At 71.5% G+C, this 16,529-nt stretch carries 17 protein-coding genes; 15 read left to right on the top strand and 2 right to left on the bottom strand.

Annotated elements, in window-relative coordinates; all coding sequences use genetic code 11:
- Positions 1–6 precede the first annotated feature (6 nt).
- From DMC61_RS20585 to DMC61_RS20575, 3 genes are read left to right on the top strand one after another with little or no spacing between them, the layout of a single operon-like run.
- Positions 7–1,422, top strand: a complete 1,416-nt coding sequence (locus DMC61_RS20585) for an acyl-CoA synthetase (protein ID WP_125690667.1) — start codon at positions 7–9, stop codon at positions 1,420–1,422.
- On the top strand, positions 1,415–2,674 hold the full coding sequence (locus tag DMC61_RS20580; RefSeq protein WP_125690666.1) for a carboxyl transferase domain-containing protein: 1,260 nt from the start codon (positions 1,415–1,417) through the stop codon (positions 2,672–2,674). The genes DMC61_RS20585 and DMC61_RS20580 overlap by 8 nt, the downstream gene beginning before the upstream one ends.
- Before the next feature lie 10 nt (positions 2,675–2,684).
- Positions 2,685–3,506, top strand: a complete 822-nt coding sequence (locus tag DMC61_RS20575; protein ID WP_125690665.1) for an SGNH/GDSL hydrolase family protein — start codon at positions 2,685–2,687, stop codon at positions 3,504–3,506.
- Here the strand turns inward: DMC61_RS20575 and DMC61_RS20570 are convergent.
- Positions 3,487–4,419 (bottom strand): helix-turn-helix domain-containing protein, encoded by a 933-nt coding sequence (locus DMC61_RS20570; RefSeq protein WP_199750049.1) that lies wholly within the window; start codon positions 4,417–4,419, stop codon positions 3,487–3,489. The genes DMC61_RS20575 and DMC61_RS20570 overlap by 20 nt on opposite strands.
- 99 nt (positions 4,420–4,518) lie before the next feature.
- Between DMC61_RS20570 and DMC61_RS20565 the strand changes: the two genes are divergently transcribed.
- Positions 4,519–5,520, top strand: coding sequence for a trans-acting enoyl reductase family protein (locus DMC61_RS20565; RefSeq protein WP_125690664.1), 1,002 nt, complete (start codon positions 4,519–4,521; stop codon positions 5,518–5,520).
- Here the strand turns inward: DMC61_RS20565 and DMC61_RS20560 are convergent.
- Positions 5,510–6,010 (bottom strand): M15 family metallopeptidase, encoded by a 501-nt coding sequence (locus DMC61_RS20560; protein WP_125690954.1) that lies wholly within the window; start codon positions 6,008–6,010, stop codon positions 5,510–5,512. The genes DMC61_RS20565 and DMC61_RS20560 overlap by 11 nt on opposite strands.
- A 154-nt stretch (positions 6,011–6,164) precedes the next feature.
- Between DMC61_RS20560 and DMC61_RS20555 the strand changes: the two genes are divergently transcribed.
- From DMC61_RS20555 to DMC61_RS20505, 11 genes are all read left to right on the top strand, one after another.
- Entirely contained in the window at positions 6,165–6,899 is a 735-nt protein-coding gene (locus DMC61_RS20555) for a response regulator transcription factor (protein ID WP_125690663.1), read from the top strand.
- Complete coding sequence (locus tag DMC61_RS20550; RefSeq protein ID WP_125690662.1) at positions 6,896–8,302, top strand: ATP-binding protein; 1,407 nt, start codon at positions 6,896–6,898, stop codon at positions 8,300–8,302. Before DMC61_RS20555 ends, DMC61_RS20550 begins: the two co-directional genes overlap by 4 nt.
- On the top strand, positions 8,299–8,757 hold the full coding sequence (locus DMC61_RS20545; RefSeq protein WP_125690661.1) for a GerMN domain-containing protein: 459 nt from the start codon (positions 8,299–8,301) through the stop codon (positions 8,755–8,757). Before DMC61_RS20550 ends, DMC61_RS20545 begins: the two co-directional genes overlap by 4 nt.
- A gap of 304 nt (positions 8,758–9,061) precedes the next feature.
- The gene (dhbA, locus tag DMC61_RS20540; RefSeq protein WP_125690660.1) at positions 9,062–9,811 is read left to right on the top strand and encodes a 2,3-dihydro-2,3-dihydroxybenzoate dehydrogenase; all 750 of its coding nucleotides are present in this window, start codon (positions 9,062–9,064) and stop codon (positions 9,809–9,811) included.
- Positions 9,812–9,946: 135 nt separating this feature from the next.
- Complete coding sequence (locus tag DMC61_RS20535; RefSeq protein WP_125690659.1) at positions 9,947–11,140, top strand: isochorismate synthase; 1,194 nt, start codon at positions 9,947–9,949, stop codon at positions 11,138–11,140.
- Complete coding sequence (locus DMC61_RS20530; RefSeq protein ID WP_125690658.1) at positions 11,137–12,768, top strand: (2,3-dihydroxybenzoyl)adenylate synthase; 1,632 nt, start codon at positions 11,137–11,139, stop codon at positions 12,766–12,768. Before DMC61_RS20535 ends, DMC61_RS20530 begins: the two co-directional genes overlap by 4 nt.
- A complete protein-coding gene (locus DMC61_RS20525) occupies positions 12,765–13,436 on the top strand; it encodes an isochorismatase family protein (RefSeq protein ID WP_043848092.1) in 672 nt (223 codons plus the stop codon). Before DMC61_RS20530 ends, DMC61_RS20525 begins: the two co-directional genes overlap by 4 nt.
- The gene (locus DMC61_RS20520; protein ID WP_016333892.1) at positions 13,433–13,666 is read left to right on the top strand and encodes a phosphopantetheine-binding protein; all 234 of its coding nucleotides are present in this window, start codon (positions 13,433–13,435) and stop codon (positions 13,664–13,666) included. The genes DMC61_RS20525 and DMC61_RS20520 overlap by 4 nt, the downstream gene beginning before the upstream one ends.
- Positions 13,663–14,517: a siderophore-interacting protein gene (locus tag DMC61_RS20515; protein WP_125690657.1), complete on the top strand. Its 855-nt coding sequence runs from the start codon at positions 13,663–13,665 to the stop codon at positions 14,515–14,517. The genes DMC61_RS20520 and DMC61_RS20515 overlap by 4 nt, the downstream gene beginning before the upstream one ends.
- A 28-nt stretch (positions 14,518–14,545) precedes the next feature.
- On the top strand, positions 14,546–15,547 hold the full coding sequence (locus tag DMC61_RS20510) for an ABC transporter substrate-binding protein (protein WP_125690656.1): 1,002 nt from the start codon (positions 14,546–14,548) through the stop codon (positions 15,545–15,547).
- A complete protein-coding gene (locus DMC61_RS20505) occupies positions 15,544–16,527 on the top strand; it encodes an iron ABC transporter permease (RefSeq protein ID WP_125690655.1) in 984 nt (327 codons plus the stop codon). Before DMC61_RS20510 ends, DMC61_RS20505 begins: the two co-directional genes overlap by 4 nt.
- Positions 16,528–16,529: the final 2 nt, after the last annotated feature.

Here is a 16,529-nt window from a genome sequence, read left to right as displayed (position 1 = left end):
AGATCCATGCTGTCCGGACTGACCGCCGGGAACGACCGCGTCGCCCTGCGCTTCGGTGACGAATCCCTGACCTACGGCGAACTCGCGTCCGTCGCGGGGCCGATCGCCACCGGGCTCGCGGGCCGCACGCGGGTCGCGGTGTGGGCGACGCCGACGCTGCGGACCTGTGTCGCGATCGTGGCCGCGCTGACCGCCGGAGTCCCGGTGGTGCCGATCAACCCGAAGGCCGGATCGCGTGAACTCGCGCATATCGTCGCCGACAGCACGCCGGAGCTCGTGCTGGCCGAGCCAGATGTCGCGCTGCCACCGGAACTCGGGGCGCTGCAACGGGTTCCGGTCGAGCTGGACGTCTCGGGCACGCCGTGGCGAGGCGACGAACCGGATCCGGAGGCTCCGGCATTCGTCATCTACACCTCGGGCACCACCGGGCCACCGAAGGGAGTCCTGCTCCCGCGTCGCGCGGTGGCGTCGAATCTCGACGCGCTCGCCGAGATCTGGGCCTGGACCGAGGCCGACGTCCTCGTGCACGCCCTCCCGCTCTTCCATGTGCACGGCCTGATCCTGGGCGTGGTGGGCCCGCTGCGGCGGGGCGGCTCGCTGCACCACCTCGGGCGGTTCTCGAGTGAAGCCGCCGCGAAAGAACTCGCCGGGGACGGGACGATGCTCTTCGGTGTCCCGACGATGTATCACCGGCTGGCGGCCGATTGCGAGGCCGATCCCGCGCTGGCCGCCGGGGTGGGCGCGGCGCGGCTGCTCGTCTCGGGTTCGGCGGCCCTGCCCGCGACCGACCACGAGCGGATCACCGCCGCGACCGGGCAACGCGTCGTCGAACGTTATGGCATGACCGAGACGCTGATGAACTGCGGTGTCCGGGCCACGGGGGACCGGCGGCCCGGCGCGGTCGGACCGCCGGTGCCCGGTGTCGAACTGAGGCTGGTCGACGACGCCGGGGAACCACTCGACGGTGAGACGGTCGGCGAGATCGAGGTCCGCGGCCCGAACCTGTTCCTCGGCTACCTGAACCGGCCCGACGCCACGGAAGCCGCGCTGCACGACGGATGGTTCAAGACCGGAGACATGGCGATCCGCGACCCGGACGGCTACGTGCGCATCGTCGGCCGCCGGGCCACCGACCTGATCAAGAGCGGCGGCTACAAGATCGGCGCGGGCGAGATCGAGAACGCGCTCCTGGAACATCCGGGGGTCGTCGAAGCGGCCGTCACGGGGGAGCCGGACGACGACCTCGGCGAGCGCATCGTGGCCTGGATCGTCCCCGCCGCGGACAAACCGACGGCGGCCGAACTCGCCGACCACGTCGCCGGACTTCTGTCACCGCACAAGCGGCCGCGGGTGGTGCACTACCTGGAAGCGCTGCCGCGCAACGAGATGGGCAAGGTCCTCAAGAGGGCGCTCCATGACTGACCCGCTGGGCTGGGACGGTTACGCCGAATCCCTGGCGCGCGCCAGGGAACGTACGGGCACGGACGAGTCGGTCGTCTGGGAACGCGCGAAATTCGGCGGCCACGAGGCCGTGACGATCCGCTTCGAGTTCGGCTTCCTCGGCGGCTCGGTCGGCACCCGCACCGGCGCGCTGCTCGAAGAAGCGCTCGATCAGGCCCGCTCACACCGGCTTCCCGTCGTCTCCCTGTTGTCGACGGGCGGGACCCGGATGCAGGAAGGCGTTCCCGCGCTCCGGCAACTGCAACGGATCGCGCGTGGTCTCGCGCGGTTGCGGGAAGCAGGGCTGCCGCACATCACCGTCGCGCGGCACCCCACCACCGGCGGCGTGTGGGCCTCCCTCGGCGCCTATGCCGATGTCGTGCTCGCCGTACCCGGCGCGCAGGTGGGCTTCGCCGGCCGCCGGGTGCGGCCGCGGCGGTACGCCGACGATCCCGCATATACGGCGGAAAGCCAGTACGCGGCCGGATATGTCGACGAACTGGTGGCCGAGGACGAGATCGCCGACCGGCTGGAGATCTGGCTCGGCCTGCTGACCGGCGGTTCTCGGAACCGTCCGGCGGAGCTGCCCCGCGCGCTCGGCGCCCTCGATGCCGCGCCGGACGGCTGGCGGGCCGTCCAACGCGCCCGGTCGGCGGACAGGCCCCGCGCGGACCCTTACCTCGACGACTACTTCGACACCCGCGTCACCCTCAGGGGCGGCGTCGACGACGATGGCGCCGTCTGCGGGATCGGCAGCCGGGGCGGGCGGGCCATCGCGTTCGCGGCGCAGACCGGGACGGCGACCACCCCCGGCGGTTTCCGGTCCGCGACCCGGCTGATCCGTCTCGCCGACCGGCTGGGGCTGCCGGTGCTGACGCTCGTGGACACCCCGGGCGCGGCCGCCGATCCGGCCGCGGAGGCCGACGGCGCCGTGAACGCGATCGCCGAACTGTTCGGCACCATCGCGGCGGCGGAGGTGCCGATCACCACCCTGGTGATCGGTGAAGGGGGATCGGGCGGCGCGCTCGCCTTCTGCTCGGCGGACCGGATCTGGCTCACCCCGGACGCCTGTTTCTCCGTCATCGCCCCGGAACTGGCGGCCGGGATCCTCAAGCGGGGACACGAAGACGTTCCCACGCTCGCCGACGCGCTCAAGCCACGCCCCGAAGATCTGCTCGCCCTCGGTGCCATCGACGGCATCGCGGGACCGGAACCGGTCACCTTTACGAGATAAGGGGTTCGACATGTTCAAGCGGATATCCGCCGCGGTGCTCGCCGCGGCCTCGGTCGCCCTTCTGGCCACCCCGCCCGCGCAAGCGGACGCACCCGCCCGCTACGTCGCCATGGGCAGTTCCTTCGCGGCGGGGCCGGGAATCCCACCGCAGCAAACCGGAACTCCGGCGGCATGCGGACGTTCGACGAAGAACTACGCGAGTCTCGTCGCGGGGTCACGCGGTCTCGCCCTCACCGATGTCACCTGCAGCGGCGCGACGACGGCGAATATCCTCACCACCGGTCAAGCCGGGCAGCCGCCGCAGATCGAGGCCGTCACCCAGGACACCCGGCTCGTGACGATCACCATCGGCGGCAACGACGTCGGCTACGTCGGGAGCCTGTTCACCTACGGCTGCCAGAACACCGGCGGCGCGAACTGCGGTCAGGTCGACCGGAACGCCGTCCGCACGGCGCTCACCACGGTGCACGAGAAGATCGGCGCCGTCATCGCGGAGGTCCATCGGCGCGCGCCGCGGGCACGGGTGCTGGTCGTCGACTACCTGACGATCGTTCCGGGCGAAAGGCCCGCGTGTGACGGCGTTCCGCTCACGCCGGAGCAACTCGCCTTCGAACGCGAGGTGGCGGACCGGCTGGCGGTGGCGACCCGGCGGGCGGCGCGCGCCGAGCGGGCCACCCTGATCCCGGCGGCCGCGGCCAGTGCCGATCACGACGCCTGCGCCGCCGTCCCGTGGATGGAGCGCTACTCGACCACGCAGGGCCGCGTGCCGTACCACCCGAACGAGGCCGGGATGACGGCCGTCGCGGATCTGATCACGGCACGGCTGCGCTAGCCGCGCGGAAGGTGCGGCGGTAGCTGTCCGGCGGCACGCCGACGGTTCGGTTGAAGTGCCGCCGCAAGGTCGCGGCGGTGCCCATCCCGGTGGCCTCCGCGATCAGGTCGATGCTGTCGTCGGTCCGCTCCAGGAGTTCCTGCGCGCGGCGGATGCGCTGGGTCAGCAGCCAGCGCAGCGGCGTCGTCCCGGTCGCCGACCGGAAATGCCTGGCCAGGTTGCGGGAGCTCATGTTGGCCTGCCGGGCGAGGTCTTCGACGGTCAGCGGCCGGTCCAGCCGTTCGGTGACCCAGGGGAGCAGCCCGCCGAGCGGATGGTCGTCCTGGTCGGGCACCGGGGTGGTGACGAACTGGGCCTGCCCGCCCGCGCGGTGCGGCGGCACGACCAGACGGCGGGCGACGGTGTTCGCGACCGCCGAACCGTGGTCGCGGCGGACCAGGTGCAGGCACAGGTCCATCGCGGCGGCCTTGCCCGCCGAGGTCAGCACGCTGCCGTTGTCGACGTAGAGGACGTCGGGATCGACCTCGACCGCGGGATACCGGGCGGCGAGGACGTCGGTGTGCGCCCAATGCGTCGTCGCGCGGCGGCCGTCGAGCAGGCCGGCGGCCGCCAGGACGAACGCGCCCGTGCAGAGGGAGGCGACCCGCGCGCCCGCTTCGTGGGCGGCACGCACGGCCTCGACCAGGTCCGCGGGCGGATCGGTGTCGATGTCGGCCCAGCCGGGGACGATGACGGTGTGGGCACGCGCGAGACGTTCGAGCCCGTGATCCGGTTCGAGCAGGAAGCGCCCGACCTGCACCGCTTCCGAGCCGTAGACCCCGAATTCGTACAGGCCCGTGTCGAAGACCTCGTGGGCGATGGACAGCTCGAACTGCAGCATGCCGTCCGTGGCGGCGAGGGCGACCGTACTCATGTCCGAAAGTGTACGCATGATGGCGTTCCGGACACTGTCGACCGGCGTGCTCCGCCGACAGGATGGTCCACAGTGGATCAACCGAGGGCAGGAGAAACCATGGGTACGTACGACGTCGCGGTGTTCGGGGCCTACGGGCACACCGGGCGGTTCGTGGTGGCGGAATTGCGCGAGCGCGGCTTCGGCGTGCTCGCCGTCGGGCGCGACGAGGCCAAACTGCATGCCCTGCCTTGGACCGACGTCGAGATCCGTCAGGCTTCGGTCGACGACCCGGCTTCGCTCGACCGCGCGTTCGTGGGCGCGGACGCGGTGATCAACGCCGCCGGGCCGTTCGCGGACACCGCCGCGCCGGTGATCGAAGCGGCGCTGCGGGCAGGCGTCCCGTATCTGGACGTGGCCGCGGAACTCGAAGCGAACATGGACACCTTCGCGGACTTCGCCGGCCGTGCCGGGGGAGCGACGGTGGTCCCGGCGATGGCGTTCTTCGGCGGGCTCGGCGACCTGATGGTCACCGCCGCCATGGGCGAGTGGACTTCGGCGGACGAAGCGCACATCGCCTACGCGCTGAGCAGCTGGCATCCGACGGACGGGACCCGCGCGGCGGGCAAGGTCTCGCGGGAACGGCGCGACGGCAAGCGGATCCGGTTCTCCGGCGGCCGCATCGAACGCCGCGAGGACGAGCTGCCGGAGCTGGACTGGGACTTCCCCGCGCCGCTCGGGACCCGCGCCGTGCTCGGCGAGTTCACGATGGCCGACGTCGTCACCGTGCCGAGTCACCTCGACATCCCCGAAGTCACCACGTACATGACCGTGGACGCGGCACGCGAGGTGGTGACGCCCGAGACGCCCGCGCCTCCCTCCGACGGCCCGTCCTCGCAGGAGTTCGTGGTCGACGTCGTCGTGCGGTCTGGCGGGGAGGAACGGCGGATCGTCGCGCGGGGCCAGGACATCTACGCGATCACGGCGCCGCTGGTGGTGGAGGCCGTCCAGCGCGTGCTCGACGGACGGGTCAAGGCGACCGGGGTCGTGTCGGCGGGCGAGATCTTCGACGCGCCCGATTTCCTGGCGGCACTGGCACCGCGGATCACGGTCACCGGCTGACACCGGCCCGCCAGCCCGGATGCGGCAACCGCTCGGGCGGAACCTCGCCGGGCCGGTACTCGAAATGCCACCATTCGTTGTCGTAGATCCGGTAAAGCGCGAAGCGGGCGCCATGGTCCTCCAGCCACTGCGCGCCTTCGCGCGGCCGGACGTCCAGCGCGGTGCCCCGGACGTGCGCGGAATCCTTCGGTGGCAGGACCCGTTTCCGCCCGGCTTCGGCGAGGAACAGCCGATGCTGCTCGGCGGCGTCGCGATGGCCCGAGGTCACGCCGAGGAGCGTGCGATGCCGCCAGAACGCCTCGGTCCTGGCGTCGGTGAACGCGGCGAGCGTTCCGGGGGTGAGCCCGGCGAGGTTCTCGGCGGGGAACCGCAGCGACAGCGCCCAGCCGCAGGCGAGACCGCGGGCCCGGCCGGGGGAGACCAGCCACGCCGGGATCAGCAGCAGGACCGCGAGGACTCGGGTGATCGCCGCGAGCAGGAGTTCTTTCATGCCGTCAACGGTCGCGGCCGCCTGTCCGAACCCGATCGCGGCGACGTGCGCGAACGCCGACGAAAATGTCACCGTTCCGCACGGTTCACGTCGTGACGCAACGATGACATTCCGTGGACGTTCCGCGGAAACAGGATGGGCACCATGGCGTGTCATGGACGAGCGGATTCCGTCCGGCGCTGCGATAGTCGTCGGCATGCCCAGGGTGCTGCTCATCGAGGACGACCAAGCCGTGCGTGACGGGCTCAGCATGGCGCTGGGCGGACGCGGTCACGCGGTCGACGCGGTGGCCACCGGTGAGGAAGGCCTCGCCCGGCTCGCGTCGAAGCCGCCGGACATCGTCGTGCTGGACCTCATGCTGCCCGGACTCGACGGCTTCGAGGTGTGCCGCCGGATCCGCGCGGCGGGGGATCTGCCGATCATCATGCTCACCGCGCGCAACGAGGACATCGACGTGGTGGCCGGGCTCGCCGCGGCGGCGGACGACTACGTGGTCAAACCCGCCAGGGCCCAGGTGCTGGAGGCCAGGATCCGCGCGGTGCTGCGCCGCACCGGGCAACCGGCGCCCGCGGTGCCCGCGCCCGCCGAGAGCGAGCGGCACGGTGATCTCGGCGTCGACCGTGCCGGGCTGACGGTGACCAAGGCGGGCAAGCCGCTCGCCCTCGCCCCGACCGAACTGCGGCTGCTGCTCGAACTCACCCAGGTCCCCGGCCGCGTGCTCAGCCGCCAGTACCTGCTGGAAAGTGTGTGGGAGCACGGCTATTTCGGCGACTCCCGCGTCGTCGACGCCTGCGTGCAGAGGCTGCGCGCGAAGATCGAGGACGACTCGTCCGCGCCGGTGTACGTGCAGACGGTCCGCGGATTCGGTTACCGGTTCGGGCCGCTGTGAAACTTTGGGGTCTGCGTACGCGGCTGCTGGTCGCGTTCAGCCTGCTGGTCGTGATCACCGCCGCGACCGTCGCCGGCGGCACCTATGTCCAGTCCCGGACACTGATCCTCCAGCAGGCGCAGGACGCCACCGCCCGCGTCCTGGTCGACAAGGCCACCGCGCTGTATCCGCTCGGCCCGCTGCCGCCGAGCGACGCGACACTGAACCGGATCAGCGGGGAACTGTCGGATCGCGACCTGAACTCGCTGGTCTTCTACGAGGACAAGGCGGTCGGGAGCGAGCAGATGCGGGCGCTGATCTCGCCGGAACTCCGGGCGGCGGTCAAGTCCGGGTCGGTCGCGTGGCAGCGGGTCATGTCCGAAGGGAAACCGATGCTGGTGGTGGGAACCGCGTTCATCGTCGTCCTGCCGAACGGCAAACGGCAGGCGTCCGGGATCGAGGCCTATGTCGCCGGCTGGCTGGTGCCGGAGGAACGGAACATCGGTGAACTCGCCACCCGGGCCTGGCTGATCGGCGGGCTGGCGCTCGTTTTCGCGATCGGGCTGGCGCTGCTGGCCGCCCGCGGGGTCCTGCGGCCGGTGCGGGAACTGGGTGACGCGGCGCGGCGGCTGGGCAAAGGCGACCTGCGGGCCAGGGTCAGCGTCCGCGGTTCGGACGAACTGGCCGGGGTGGCGCGGACGTTCAACGAGACGGCCGACTCGCTGGAACGCCATGTCGGTGAGCTGGAGCGGATGGAAGCCGACGCGCGGCGGTTCGTCGCCGACGTCTCGCACGAACTGCGCACCCCGCTGGCCGCGATGACCGCGGTCGCGGACGTGCTGGAGCAGGAGGCGTCGAGCCTGCCGGGGGACGCCGGGCGCGCGGCGAAGATGAGCATCGAGGAGACGCACAATTTGACGCGGCTGGTGAACGACCTCATCGAGGTCTCCCGCTTCGACGCCGGGGCCGCCGCGCTGGCACCGGAGGAAGTCGACGTCGCCGAGGTGATCACGGCGAGCCTGCGCATCCGGGGCTGGACGAACGAGGTGGAAGGAGACCTGCCCTCCGGGATCTTCGCCGAGTGGGATCCGCGGCGGATCGACGTCATCGTGGCGAACCTGGTCGGAAACGCCTTGCGGCACGGGGAAAAGCCCGTCTCGCTCCGGCTTTCCGAGGCGGGGGAGCAGATCACGCTGGCGGTCTCGGATCGCGGTCCCGGACTGGCGCCCGAGGTGCTGCCGCACGTGTTCGACCGGTTCTACAAGGCGGATTCGGCCAGGGCGAGGTCCGGCGGCAGCGGGCTCGGGCTGGCGATCGCCTGGGAGAACGCCCGGCTGCACGGCGGCACCTTGAGCGCTGCCAACGGCACTGATGGTGGCGCGGTGTTCACCCTGCGCTTGCCCCGGCGGGGAGTGGCGGCATGAGGAAGATCTGGTTCTCGGCGTTTCTGCTCGTCTCGGTGGTCGCGGGCTGCGGTGTCCGGCCGAGCGCCGTGATCACCGGAGCGCCCGCACCGGCGGGCCCGGCCAATGCCGCGGTGCTCTACTTCCTGTCCGGTGGGCAACCGGTGCGGGTGTTGCGCCCGCTCGCCGACGAGTCGCCGCCGGTGAGCCTCGACCTGCTCGCCGCCGGACCGGACGAGAGCGAGCGGGAACGGCAGTACACCACCGAAGTCCCGTCCGGCACCACGGTGCTGGACCAGACACCCGCGCCGAACGGGGTCACGGTGACCCTGTCGATCGACGTCGCCGGGCTTTCGGCGAGGGCGGTCGACCAGATCGTGTGCACTGCCAGGGATTCTCTCGGCGGGAGTGCGCAGATCACGTTGCGGGGCGGGGGATCCGTGCGGGGTCCGCTGTCGTGTCCTTTGCCTGGTTAGGCGTCGTGTTCGTGTGCGGTGACGGCTGTGGGCTGAAGGCTCCCTTCGCCGCGTCTAATGTGACGAAAGGAGCCCCCGGCGGCCGCGAGAGTGGTGAAGGCCTCCTTCCCTACCTTCAGGGTAGTGAAGGAGGCCTTCACGGACTGCGGCCATGCACACGCGGACGCTCGCGCACCACGGCATTTTTGCCGTCCATGCCCCAAAGGGAAGTGTCCCGAATCACCGGTGTCGGTCCCTCGCTTTGTCCGAGCAGGCCCGATAGCTTAGGCAAGGCTAAGCAAACCGGATGTAGGGTGGTTGTGGCGTGGAGGGGATCGAGGGCAAGGTCGCGCTCGTCACCGGGGGTGCGCGCGGAATCGGGGCGGCCGTCGTCGACGGGCTCGCCGAGGCGGGCGCGATCGTGGCGGCGGTGGACCTGGTCGAAAGCGCTTCCCGGGACGGGGTGACCTCGTTCGTCGCGGACGTTGGTGATCCCGCCGCCGTCGCGAGGGTGGTCGAAGAGGTCGAAAGCGAACTCGGGCCGATCGGGATCGGGGCGTCCGTCGCGGGTGTACTGAAGCCGGGGTCCGTCTGCGACACGAGCGACGAGGACTGGGCGGCGACTTTCGCGGTCAACTCCACCGGAGTCTTCACTGTGCTCCGCGAGATTTCCCGCCGGATGCTGCCCCGCCGGAGCGGTGTGCTGGTGACGGTCGGGTCGAACGCGGCGGGAGTCCCACGCAGCGGGATGGCCGCGTACGCCGCGTCGAAGGCGGCCGCGACGATGCTGACCCGCTGCCTGGGGCTCGAACTCGCCGGCTCCGGCATCCGCTGCAACATCGTCTCGCCCGGTTCGACCGACACCGACATGCAACGTCTACTGTGGACGGACGAGAACGGCGCGGACCGTGTCATCGCGGGAAATCCGGGGCAATACCGTGTCGGCATACCACTGGGCCGGATAGCCGAACCGGCCGACATCGCCGACGCCGTCCTGTTTTTGGCCTCCGATCGCGCGCGGCACATCACGATGCAGAACCTCTACGTCGACGGCGGCGCGACGCTCCGCGCGTGATCTCGATGACGCAACGAAGACTTTTCGGGTCCGTACGATTAGGTTAGGCTAACCGAAAAGTCGTAGTCGGCGCTTCGTGCTGGGGTATCACGAGCGCCTGTTCGGTCAGTAGTATTCGCGAAAGGGAATCCAGTCGTGTCCTCACCTGCACCGGCCCGGCCAAGGCCGGTCCATCAGGCGGCCGATCTGCTGGCGGCATACCTGCCCGGATCGTTCTACTACTCGTCCGCCCGAGGATCGCTGCTCGCCGACGGGGTGTACGCGCCGGTCCACGCGGCGCCGGGCATGCGTGCCCGCGCCGCCGCGGAAGTCCTCGACGCCGCCCTCGTGGCGGGAGTGACCGAACCCGTCGTCGCCGGAGCGATCGGATTCCGGCCCGACGCGCCGAGCAGCCTGGTGGTGCCCGCGTTGGTGCGCAAGGCAGGACCACCGAAGGCGAGTGGTCCGGTCGCGCCGCTCGGCGGGAACTGGACGGTGTCGCCGCGGCCCGCGCCGGAGGTCTACACCACTGCCGTGGCGAGGGCGCTGGACGAGATCCGCGACGGCGACCTGCGCAAGATCGTGCTGGCCCGCTGCCTCGACGTCACCGGCGGCGGCCCCGTCGCCGTGCCGCGGCTGCTGGCGCGGCTCGTCCACGCGGACCCGGCCGCCCACGCCTTCGCCGTCGACGTCAGCGCGCCGGGGGATCCCGCGCCGCGCACCCTGATCGGCGCGAGCCCGGAACTGCTGGTCTCCCGCCGCGGTCGCGTCGTCACGGCCAACCCGCTCGCGGGATCGCGGCCGCGGGTGGCCGACGACGCCGAGAACTCCCGGCGGATCAGGGGGCTTCTCGCGTCCGAAAAGGACCGTGACGAACACGCGCACGTCGCCGCCCAGGTGGCCGAAGTGCTGGGCCGGTTCTGCGTCGACCTCGACGTCCCCGCCGAACCCGAAGTGATCGGCACGCCCACGATGTGGCATCTCTCGACCAAGATCAGCGGACGCCTCGCCGACGCGAGCGACGCCGGTTCGTCCGCGCTCGGACTGGCCGAGGCACTGCATCCGACACCGGCGGTCTGCGGCGTCCCGACCGGACTCGCCCGCGACACCATCGCCGCGCTCGAACCCGAGGATCGCGGCTATTACGCGGGTCTCGTCGGCTGGACCGATCAGGACGGTGACGGCGAATGGGTCGTCACCATCCGCTGCGCCGAGGTCCGGGACCGGACCGTCCGGCTGTTCGCCGGCGCGGGAGTGGTGGCGGGTTCCGATCCGGCGGCCGAACTCGCCGAGACCGGCGCGAAATTCGGCACCATGCTGCGGGCCCTCGGTCTGGAGGGAGTGGAATGACCGCCGATCACGTGCCCTGGCCGCCGGAAACCGCGGCGCGCTACCGGGCTTCGGGGTACTGGCGCGGCCAGACCTTCGGCAAGCTGCTGACCAGCCTCGCCGAGGCGTACGCCGAGCGCCTCGCCGTGATCGGCGAGAACGCCCGCTGGACGTTCGCCGAACTCGACGAGCGCGCGCACCGGCTCGCCGCCGGATTCGCCGGGGCCGGGATCCAGGCGGGCGACCGGGTCGTCGTGCAACTGCCGAACGTGCCGGAGTTCGCGTCCGTCGTGTTCGGGCTGTGGCGGGCCGGTGCGCTGCCGGTGTTCGCGCTGCCCGCGCACCGCGCGAGCGAACTGCGGCATTTCGCCGAGCAGAGCGAGGCCGCGGCGATCCTGACCGTCGGCGAACACGAACGGTTCGACCACGCGGCCATGGCGCGCGCGGTCGCGGCCGAGATCCCCTCGGTGCGCAACGTCTTCGTCGTCGGCACGGAGGAATTCGCCGTGCTCGAAGCGGCGACTCCGCGCGCTCTGCCGGATCCCGATCCCGCCGGGGTCGCGTTCCTCCAGTTGTCCGGTGGAAGCACCGGATTGCCCAAGCTGATCCCGCGCACGCACGACGACTACCTCTACAGCGTCCGGGAAAGCGCCCGGATCTGCGGCCTGCGCCCGGAAAGCGTGTACCTGGCCGCGTTGCCGGTCGCGCACAACTTCCCGCTCAGCTCGCCCGGCCTGCTCGGCGCGCTGCACGCGGGCGCGGCGACGGTGTTCGCGCCGCGGCCCGACGCCGACACCGCGTTCCGGCTCATCGAGGCCGAAGGCGTGACGATCACCGGGCTCGTACCGCCGCTCGCCGCGGCGTGGGCGCAGGCGGCCGCGCGGACCGGGCGCGATCTGTCCTCTTTGGACGTCCTGCTGGTCGGCGGTGCGAAATGCGCCCGTGAACTGGCCGAGAAGATCGGGCCCGCGCTGGGATGCCGTCTGCAGCAGGTGTTCGGCATGGCCGAGGGGCTGGTCTGCTACACCCGGCTCGACGACCCGGACGAGTACGTCCTCGCCACCCAGGGACGGCCGATCTCGCCGGACGACGAGATCCGCGTGGTGAATCCGGACGATCAACTGTCCACTTCGGACGACGTCGTCGCACCGGGGGAGGTCGGCGCGCTGCTGACCCGCGGCCCGTACACGATCCGCGGCTATTACCGCGCCGGGGAGCACAACAAGACCGCGTTCACCGAGGACGGTTTCTACCGCACCGGTGACCTCGTGCGACGGCATCCGTCCGGGCATCTGGAAGTGGTCGGCCGGGCCAAGGAACAGATCAACCGCGGCGGCGAGAAGGTGGCCGCGGAAGAGGTCGAGAACCACCTGATGGCCCACCCCGGCGTGCTCGATGCCGCCGTCGTCGCGGTGCCGGACCCGTACCTGGGCGAGCGCACCTGCGCCTACGTCGTCGCAGTGCCCGATCCGGATGTTGCCGCACCCGCCGCGGCGGAGCTGCGCCGGTTCGTCCGCGAACGCGGGGTCGCGGCGTTCAAGGTGCCCGATCTGGTCCAGGTGGTGCCGGAGTTCCCGGTGACCGGGGTCGGCAAGACCAGCAAACGCGAGCTGCGGGCGGCGCTGGCCGCTCTGGCGAAGGAGAAGTGAGAGTGTCACTGCCCAAGATCGAGCCCTACGCCCTCCCGACGGAGGCCGAGCTGCCCGCCGGACGGGTCGGCTGGAAACCCGACGCCGCCCGTGCCGCGCTGCTGGTGCACGACGCGCAGCGGTACTTCCTCGCGCCGTACGCGGGATCCCCGGTCCCGGAGATGGTCGCGAACATCGCCGCGCTGGCCGACGCCGCCCGCGCCGCGGGGGTCCCGGTGTTCTACACCGCGCAGCCCGGCCACCAGGCCGCCGAGGACCGTGGCCTGCTCACCGAGTTCTGGGGCGACGGGATCGGCGCGGTCATCGACGACGACCCGGCCGCGGCCGACGTGGTGGCCGAGCTCGCCCCGAAGCCGGGGGACAAGGTGCTGACGAAGTGGCGCTACAGCGCCTTCCAGCGCAGCACGTTCACCGAGCAGCTCGCGGAAGCGGGCCGGGATCAGCTGCTGATCACCGGGGTCTACGCGCATATCGGCTGCCAGGCCACCGCCGTCGAGGCGTTCATGCGCGACATCCAGCCGTTCCTGGTCGGCGACGCGGTCGCGGACTTCTCCCGCGAACGCCACGACCAGGCCTGCGAGTACGTCGCCCAGCGCTGCGGCGCATTGACCACCACGGCCGCCGCGCTCGCCGCGCTGGCCCCGATCCACGCCGGAGCACCGCGATGAGCTTGACCGTCGAAAAGATCCACGCCGACGTCGCCGAACTCCTCGGCTGCGACCCGGCCGAGCTGAAGCCGGAGACCGACCTCACCGACCTCGGCCTCGACTCGATGCGGATCATGGGCCTGGTCGAGCAGTGGCGCACCGAGGGCGCCGACACGCTCGAATTCGCCGACCTCGCCGAACAGCCGACCCTCGGCCACTGGACGCGGGTCCTCACCGGGAGCACCGCGTGAGCCGCGCCGACCATCGCCACCGGCATCTGGAGCGCATCGCCGAAGTCCGCGCGGGACGGCACGCGGAGAAGGTGCCGTATCCGATCCGCATCCGGCGGGCCGAGGTCGTGCGCACCGAGATGATCGGTTCCGGGCTGCTCCGGGTCACCCTCGGCGGGCCGGGAACGGCGGGTTTCGAGGCGCATTCGCCCGACGAGCACGTGAAGATCCTGTTCCCCGAACTCGACGCCGAGCCGAGGCTGCCGGTGCAGGACGGCGACATGCTGCGCTGGCCGAAGCCGTCGCCGACGTCGCGCGAGTACACGGTCCGCCGGTACGACCCGGCCTCCGGGGAACTCGACCTCGACGTCGCGCTGCACGAAGGCGGGCTCGGCTCCGGATGGGCCGAGAAGGTCACGCCCGGCACGCCGGTGCACGTCGCCGGTCCGCCCGGCGGGCTGATCGTGCCGCACACCTACGACCGCTACCTGCTCGCCGGCGACGTCACCGCGCTGCCCGCGATCGCGCGCTGGCTCGAAGAACTGCCGCGCACCGCCGCGGGCTGGGCGTTCATCGAGGTCACCGACGCGGGCGAGGAGATCGAGCTGTCCGCACCCGAAGACGTCGAGGTGCACTGGCTGCATCGAGGCGACGTCGCGCCGGGCGCTTCCGACGTCCTCGCCCGCGCGGTCCAGACCATCGAGGTCCCCGCCGGTGAACGGCTCTACGCCTGGGTCGCCGGTGAAGCGGGGCAGATCAAACCGCTGCGCCGCTGGCTCAAGAACGACCTCGGGCTCGGCAAGGACGACCACGACGTGACCGGCTACTGGAAACGCGGCGTCGCGGACTTCGACGACGAGCACGACCACTGATCCCCACCAAGAAAACCGAGGAAAACCCATGCGCACCACAAGAACCCGCCGTCTCGCCGGAGCGCTCGCGCTCGCTTTGACGGTCGTGACCGCGGCCACCGCCTGTGGGTCCGGCGACGCCGGGCAGGCGGATGGCGGTCCGACCCGGGTGTTCGCGGCCGACAACGGCCAGATCACCATCCCGGTCTCGCCGAAGCGGGTCATCGCCACCGGCTACGCCGTGCCCGCCCTGCTCGAAGCGGGCGCGCCGCTGGTCGGGGTGTCCAGCTGGAAGCGGGGGATCCCGCTGTTCAACGAGCAGGAGCGCAAGAAGTACGACGAGCTGGCGAAGGTCGCGGGCGAGTCGGCGTCGGAGACGAACTACGAGGCGATCGCGCAGGCGGATCCGGATCTCATCGTGATCGGCGTGCCGAAGCCGGTGCTCGCCGACATCGACATCAAGCGGCTCGAAGCGATCGCGCCGGTCGTGGCGATCGGCCCGTCGGTGCCGTCGATGTGGCGTGAGCTGTCGCGCAAGCAGGCCGACGCCGCCGGTGCGGCAGCCGGGTTCGACGCGCTGAAGACCGCGTACGACACCAAGGCCAAGGGAATCGCCGAGAAGTACAAGGCCGTGCTGCCGCAGCTGAAGCTGGGCCACGTCGGTGCCTACGGCGAGGTCGCCAAGGGCAACTTCCAGCGTGAGTTCAACGGTTCCTGGGGCACCAACGTCGCACAGGACGTCGGCGCCACCTACTACGGCCAGGTCAAGGTCAAGGGCGGCGGCTCGAAGGACGTCAGCGAGTACCCGTCGATCGAGGAGCTGACGACCGCGTTCGCGCAGGCCGACGCGATCACCTACTCGGTCGCCGCCGACGGCTCCGTGCCGGCGCCGGTCAAGTACGTCCTCGACTCGCCGCTGTGGAAGGAACTCCCCGCGGTGAAGGCGGGCAAGGTCTACCCGTTCCGCTACACCGAGGCCGCCACCTACCGGGCCGCGACGTCCACTTTGGACGCCGTCGACCAGGCGTTCGCGCCGCTGCTGAAGAAGTGACCACCACCGGGCGGTCCGCGCTGCTCGGCGCCGCACTGCTCGGGCTCGTCGTGGTCGCCGTGCTGAGCGTCGGCGTCGGCGCGCACGCCATCGCCCCCGGCGAGGTCGTGCGCGCCCTGCTGGGCGACGGGAGTCCGAGTGACCGGGCGGTGGTCCTGGACATCCGGATGCCGAGGGCGGTGCTGGCGATCGGGGTCGGCGCGGCGCTCGCCGTCGGCGGCGTGCTCGTGCAGGCCTTGTCCCGCAACGCTTTGGCCGAACCCGGCGTGCTCGGCGTGACCGCCGGGGCCGGGTTCGCCATCGCGGTGGGCTCCTCGTTCGGTCTGGCCGCGTCGGCGCCCGCCGAACTGGGCCTGGCGGTGCTGGGCGCGGTCGGCGCGTCGGCGCTGGTGTACGCGGTCGGCAGCAAGTCGCCGCTGCGGCTCGTGCTCGCCGGGACCGCGCTGAGCGCCGTGCTGCTGGGGCTCACCCTCGGCCTGCGGCTGCTGTTCCCGGACACCTTCGACGTCTACCGGTTCTGGTCGGTGGGTTCGCTGGCCGGTCGCGAACAGGCGCCGGTGACGGTCCCGCTGATCGTCATCGGCCTGTCCCTGCTGGGCGCGTTCGCGGTGAGCCGTCAGCTGAACGCCATCGCGCTCGGCGAGACGGTCGCGCATACGCTCGGCGCGAACGTCGCCCGCGTCCGGACGGTCACCCTGCTGCTGATCACGCTGATGGCGGGCGCGGCGACCGCGCTGGCCGGGCCGATCCTGTTCGTCGGGCTGATCGTGCCGCATCTGGCCCGGCGGGTGGCGGGGGCGTCGATCCCGTGGCTGATCGCGTTCGCCGCGCTGCTCGGCCCGGTCCTGATGCTGGCCGCGGACGTCGGCTCCCGGATCCTGCTGCCGACCGGTGAGGTCCCGGTCGCGATCGTGACCGCGTTCCTCGGCGGCCCGGTGCTGATCTGGGCCGTCCGCAAATACGGGGCGGCGCCGCTGTGAGC

The organism is Amycolatopsis sp. WAC 04169, assembly GCF_003947535.1.
GTDB lineage: Bacteria > Actinomycetota > Actinomycetes > Mycobacteriales > Pseudonocardiaceae > Amycolatopsis > Amycolatopsis keratiniphila.
The sequence above is the reverse complement of the archived record's forward strand: the minus strand, read 5'-3'. Positions and strand labels throughout refer to the sequence as shown.

Excerpts from the sequence above, each read along its gene's own strand:
- DMC61_RS20570 (WP_199750049.1), bottom strand. The coding sequence starts at position 4,419 with ATGAGTACGGTCGCCCTCGCCGCCACGGACGGCATGCTGCAGTTCGAG.
- DMC61_RS20530 (WP_125690658.1), top strand. The coding sequence starts at position 11,137 with ATGACCGCCGATCACGTGCCCTGGCCGCCGGAAACCGCGGCGCGCTAC.
- DMC61_RS20510 (WP_125690656.1), top strand. The coding sequence starts at position 14,546 with ATGCGCACCACAAGAACCCGCCGTCTCGCCGGAGCGCTCGCGCTCGCT.
- DMC61_RS20575 (WP_125690665.1), top strand. The coding sequence starts at position 2,685 with ATGTTCAAGCGGATATCCGCCGCGGTGCTCGCCGCGGCCTCGGTCGCC.
- DMC61_RS20585 (WP_125690667.1), top strand. The coding sequence starts at position 7 with ATGCTGTCCGGACTGACCGCCGGGAACGACCGCGTCGCCCTGCGCTTC.
- DMC61_RS20580 (WP_125690666.1), top strand. The coding sequence starts at position 1,415 with ATGACTGACCCGCTGGGCTGGGACGGTTACGCCGAATCCCTGGCGCGC.
- DMC61_RS20520 (WP_016333892.1), top strand. The coding sequence starts at position 13,433 with ATGAGCTTGACCGTCGAAAAGATCCACGCCGACGTCGCCGAACTCCTC.
- DMC61_RS20545 (WP_125690661.1), top strand. The coding sequence starts at position 8,299 with ATGAGGAAGATCTGGTTCTCGGCGTTTCTGCTCGTCTCGGTGGTCGCG.
- DMC61_RS20560 (WP_125690954.1), bottom strand. The coding sequence starts at position 6,010 with ATGAAAGAACTCCTGCTCGCGGCGATCACCCGAGTCCTCGCGGTCCTG.
- DMC61_RS20565 (WP_125690664.1), top strand. The coding sequence starts at position 4,519 with ATGGGTACGTACGACGTCGCGGTGTTCGGGGCCTACGGGCACACCGGG.
- DMC61_RS20555 (WP_125690663.1), top strand. The coding sequence starts at position 6,165 with ATGGACGAGCGGATTCCGTCCGGCGCTGCGATAGTCGTCGGCATGCCC.